5 protein-coding genes are annotated in these 5,000 nt (G+C 44.6%); 3 read left to right on the forward strand and 2 right to left on the reverse strand.

Annotated elements, in window-relative coordinates:
• A partial coding sequence (locus O9332_RS01615; RefSeq protein WP_288023385.1) for a M10 family metallopeptidase C-terminal domain-containing protein occupies nt 1–1,041 on the reverse strand: 1,041 nt, incomplete at its 3' end.
• Between the two features lie 871 nt (nt 1,042–1,912).
• Between O9332_RS01615 and glgA the strand changes: the two genes are divergently transcribed.
• Complete coding sequence (glgA, locus tag O9332_RS01620; protein ID WP_002759853.1) at nt 1,913–3,340, forward strand: glycogen synthase GlgA; 1,428 nt, start codon at nt 1,913–1,915, stop codon at nt 3,338–3,340.
• A 48-nt stretch (nt 3,341–3,388) separates the two neighbouring features.
• Here glgA and O9332_RS01625 read toward each other — a convergent pair whose 3' ends face one another.
• Complete coding sequence (locus tag O9332_RS01625) at nt 3,389–4,009, reverse strand: vWA domain-containing protein (protein WP_002759854.1); 621 nt, start codon at nt 4,007–4,009, stop codon at nt 3,389–3,391.
• Between the two features lie 457 nt (nt 4,010–4,466).
• Between O9332_RS01625 and O9332_RS01630 the strand changes: the two genes are divergently transcribed.
• Together O9332_RS01630 and O9332_RS01635 are read left to right on the forward strand one after the other, a co-directional pair.
• Nucleotides 4,467–4,799, forward strand: coding sequence for a TMEM165/GDT1 family protein (locus tag O9332_RS01630; RefSeq protein WP_002764178.1), 333 nt, complete (start codon nt 4,467–4,469; stop codon nt 4,797–4,799).
• Between the two features lie 7 nt (nt 4,800–4,806).
• A partial coding sequence (locus O9332_RS01635; RefSeq protein WP_288023386.1) for a hypothetical protein occupies nt 4,807–5,000 on the forward strand: 194 nt, incomplete at its 3' end.

Genomic DNA, 5,000 nt, shown 5'->3' on the forward strand with positions numbered 1-5,000 from the left:
TCCCTGTTCTCCAAACAAAGTATCATTGCCCCTGAATCCTTTCAAGGTATCATTGCCTAAACCACCAAATAGTTGATCATTAGCATTAGACGAGAAAGAGTCAGGACCATTAACAGTCTGATTGAGGTTAATTGTATTAAAGATAAAATCACTTGCCTTTAAGAGAGTCGGATTAATGCCATTGAGTTTTAGCTGAGATTGATAACCGTCAAAAAAAGTAGTGATTAACGCATTATTTGGATTTGGGCCATCATTACTAATTAGTAATTGTAGGGTAGCCCAATCACTCAGGTTCAAGCTACTCACATCAATTTTGTCCTGTCCCTGGACAAAATCCATCGCTACATCACTGGTGTTTGTGTTTAGAGGGTAGGCAAAGTTAAAGACATCATTACCTGTGCCACCGTAGAGAGTATTATTCCCAGAACCACCTTCTAAACGGTCATTTCCGGCTAGACCAGAAAGTGTATCATTGCCTCCCAACCCAGAAATGTTATCATCCCCAGAAGTTCCAGTAATATTATCATTCCCATTAGTCCCCGTAAAATCCGCCTGTTCTACTTGAATAATTTCCCCATTTACTATAATTGTTGTCTGGTCATTCTCTGCTCGTAAAGCGTCTAAGGTTGCCACATCCAAGCTATTTCCCTGCACCAACTCCGCAAAAATTGCTCCCTCATCTCCCGCACTATCCACCTGATTAATTTGAGCATCCACATAATGCCCAATTTCTTCTAAAATCACATTAATTATCGCTGCTGACGAAGCTGTATTTAAAAAAGATGCTGATAGATAAATCTTATTGGTACTGCTGGCATAAGCACCATTCGCCGTCCCCAAAACTTCACCACTAAGTACCTCAATTGGGGGAAGTTGACCAAAATCTCGGCTTTGCCACTGCTGTCGTAATTCCGTCGCCTTAACCACATCATAACTTGTGCCAAAAGCGATGGCCAAATTTGCCCAAAAGCCATCAGATTGAGCGAAATTAAACAAAACATCGTAAACAGCAGGAATAATCGACAAAAGAGAGAGAGTCATGACAGTAACAGCAAAAGTTTATTGATAACAGTTTTAGCCTAACAATCCCCAATCTTTCAAGACCCCTGTAACAGAAATTAACATTTATTACAAGAAAACGGGTTTCTAAATAGGCGTTTGCAGAAAACGGGTTTCTCAAAGAAACCCGTTTTCTAAATAGTTTCTCGCAGAAACCCGTTTTCTAAATACAAGAAAACGGGTTTCTAAATAGTTTCTCGAAGAAACCCGTTTTCTAAATACAAGAAAACGGGGGCGTTGTCAGATCAGAAGAGGAAAGATGCAATGCTCCGGTGCTGATTCGGAGCATCTTTCAATTTGACAACGCCGATTGTAGGGCTAATTCCACTGCTAAATCGAGCGACTCTTGTTCCCCACTTAAGCCCAACCATCGGCACTATTCGTTCATGAAACACTAATTGTCAAGATGCAATGCTATCCTTGCTATCAAAGTAATTTCAGTTCCTAGCTGATTCGGAGCATCTTTCAATTTGACAACGCCGGTATTTATGCAAGTCTTTTAAGATTGTCAAATTTTTATTTGAATTTTGTATTGATGATCGATCATAAATTTGATTTTCCTAAAATTCATCAATACAGTTGTTTTTAGAAAATGATTTAGGATTGCTATAGTTTACTTTGTCTTCTTTGGTAGAGTCCATCCAAAATCTTAAACACTTATTCCGAATAAAAAGCCGGCAAAAAAAGGCTACAAAACTTAATAATGTCCAAAACAGCTAATTTTCCCCTCGTTGGCTCTCTGGTTGGTGAAAGAAAAATCTAGGCTAATCCGATAATAACCTGCTGGCAAATCCTGCTAGGGGGGTTTTATCTGTTAAAATTTCTTGTCGTCGTGAAGTAAAGCGGGAAGAGTATGCGAATTCTATTTGTGGGTGCCGAGGCCGCCCCAATTGCCAAAGTTGGGGGAATGGGGGACGTAATTGGGGCATTACCGAAAGTCTTGCGTCAGCTAGGTCATGACGTGCGGATTTTTCTACCCTACTACGGTTTTCTCCAGGAAAAAATGGACATCCCTTCCGAACCCATTTGGTCAGGATTCGCCATGTTTCAGGATTTTTTAGTCTATGAGACGGTTTTACCCGATACGGATATTCCTCTCTACCTCTTTGGTCATCTAGCTTTCTCTGGACGCAGTATCTACGGAGGCGAAGATGAGGCCTGGCGATTTACCCTATTTGCCAATGGTGCGGCGGAATTCGCTTGGAATTACTGGAAACCGCAAGTTATTCACTGTCATGATTGGCACACGGGCATGATTCCCGTCTGGATGCACCAAGACCCCGATATTAGCACCGTTTTTACTATCCATAATCTCGCCTACCAGGGCCCTTGGCGGGAGGCATTAGAAAAAATGACTTGGTGTCCTTGGTATATGCAGGGGGATAATACCATGGCCGCGGCGGTTCAATTTGCTAATCGCATCACCACCGTTTCTCCCACCTATGCCCGTCAAATACAGACCCCCATTTATGGCGAAAATTTAGAAGGATTATTGTCCTACATTTCCGGCAATCTGGTGGGGATTGTCAACGGCATCGACACGGAGGTGTATAACCCGGCTAAAGATGCTTATCTTAAGCAGAATTTTACCCCAGAAACCATCGAAAAACGTCTGGCCAATAAAATTGCCCTGCAAGAAGAAGTGGGGCTACAGGTCAGCAGAAATGCCTTTGTCATGGGGATGGTGACGCGTTTGGTGGAACAAAAAGGTATTGATCTAGTGATGCAAATTTTAGATCGCTTTCTCACCTATACTGATGCACAATTGATTATTTTGGGTACAGGCGATCGCTATTATGAAACCCAACTGTGGGAGATGACTTCCCGTTTCCGGGGGCGAATGTCCCTGCATCTTCTCTATAGTGATGCCCTTTCCCGTCGCATCTATGGGGGGGCCGATGCTTTGTTAATGCCTTCCCGTTTTGAACCCTGCGGCATTTCCCAATTAATGGCTATGCGTTACGGTTGTATTCCCATGGTACGCCGCACCGGTGGTTTAGTCGATACGGTGTCTTTCCACGACCCGATTCAGGAAAAAGGAACAGGATTTAGTTTCGATCGCTATGAACCTTTAGACCTGTTTACCTGTATGATCCGGACTTGGGAAAGTTTTCGTTATAAACAGGATTGGCAAAAACTACAGCAACGGGCAATGACTCAAGATTTTAGTTGGTATAAATCCGCTTTGGAATATCTCAAAATCTACAAACAAATCACGGGACAATCGGAGCAATTATCCGATGAGGAAAAAGATAAATTGGTCGCCCTGACTAGCAGTTAAATCCTCCTTGAGTAGGGGTGAAGAGATATCACCCCTACTGGCTAGAAATTAATCGGTAATGGCGTTGAGAAGAACTTCCGCTAGGGTCATATCTTCCATATCATCGATAGTAATTGTGTCAACGATATCGAATTTGGCCCCCGCCGATTCTAGTTGATCGTCTAAAGCTTTGAGAAATTCGGTTGCTTGCCGATCATGGCCTACTTGAATCAGAGAAATGGCTAATTCTTGATCGCTATCGAGTTTTCGAGAAGCTTCGATGATTTGACGCATCACCGCTTTGCGATCATCTGGTTCTCCGTCGGTAATCACCAGAATAGTTTCTCCGTTGGGTTTAGTTTTGCCGGCAGTTTTGCGCTGAAAATAATTATCAAGGGCATCTTGCAGCACAGCTGCTAGGTCTGTCCTCCCCATCGGTTCGTTTTCTTGATAAATTTGTGTGACCTTATCGGAAGTAACATTATCATAGCGTCGGAAACGTCCGGAAAAAAGATAGATAGTGATGCCGTCGGGATCGATTTCCTCGCACTTTCTAGCCAAGGCGAGGGTGGATTCTTGGGCAATTTGCCAACGGGTTTTATCACTGGGTTTATCAGCAGTGGACATACTGCCACTTTTGTCAATAATCAGAGTATAATCTCTGTCCTGTACAACACTTTCACTGGCCATAGGGGCTATACCTCCAAGCAATTTGCGCTCGTCCTAGTCTAATAATTATTAAACTCTAGGATGGAAACTCTACCTCGATCAACTAGGGTTTTTTAACTATTGAGGGGGGGGAGACAGCGTAATCAACAGCAGAAACTATCGCCAGAAAACCGGTCGGGCTAAAATGAAAAAAGTATGAAAATTATTTCTTAACCTGATACTGTTAAGTAGGTAGGCGTTAAAAATTATCAGATGCCCCCCTTATCAAGGGGGATCCCCCCGCCTATCGGCACCCCCCTTATCAAGGGGGGCAGAGGGGATCGGCACCCCCCTTATCAAGGGGGGCAGAGGGGATCGGCACCCCCCTTATCAAGGGGGGCAGAGGGGATCGGCACCCCCCTTATCAAGGGGGGCAGGGGGGATCAAACTTAAAATCCATTTTAAATTTAATTATAACCCGATACTGTGAAATTAGCCGATGAGTGATAGCAAATCGATCGCGTCAACCGAGAAAAACCCAGATCAGCCACCTTCTTGGAGTTTTTGGACGGTGTTTAGTTCCACCTTCCTAACCATATTTTTTGCTGAAATCGGCGATAAAACCCAATTAGCCACCCTTCTCATCAGCGCCGAATCCCAATCCCCCTGGGTGGTTTTTGCCGGGGCAGCCAGCGCTTTAATCGCTACCAGTCTCCTCGGTGTCCTGATCGGTTATTGGATTGCTCGTCGTCTTTCCCCCAAAACTTTGGATATCGGTGTCGCTATCCTTCTCCTTTTGATCACTGGTTTACTGATCGGCGATATTCTCTAAGCAATCAGTGATCAAGAGTCAGGAGTCAGGAGATAGGAGACAGGAGACAGGAGACAGGAGATTATTTCTATTTATTCTTCCGACACCCCACACCCCACACCCCCCCCCCCCCAACCCCCCACCCCCACCCCCCCACCCCCCCCCCCCCCCCCCCCCCCCCCCCAACCCCAAACACCCCCAACCCCCAACCACCACAACCCC

The sequence above is a fragment of the Microcystis sp. LE19-10.1B genome, assembly GCF_027530565.1.
In the GTDB taxonomy this organism is placed as follows: Bacteria; Cyanobacteriota; Cyanobacteriia; order Cyanobacteriales; family Microcystaceae; genus Microcystis; species Microcystis aeruginosa.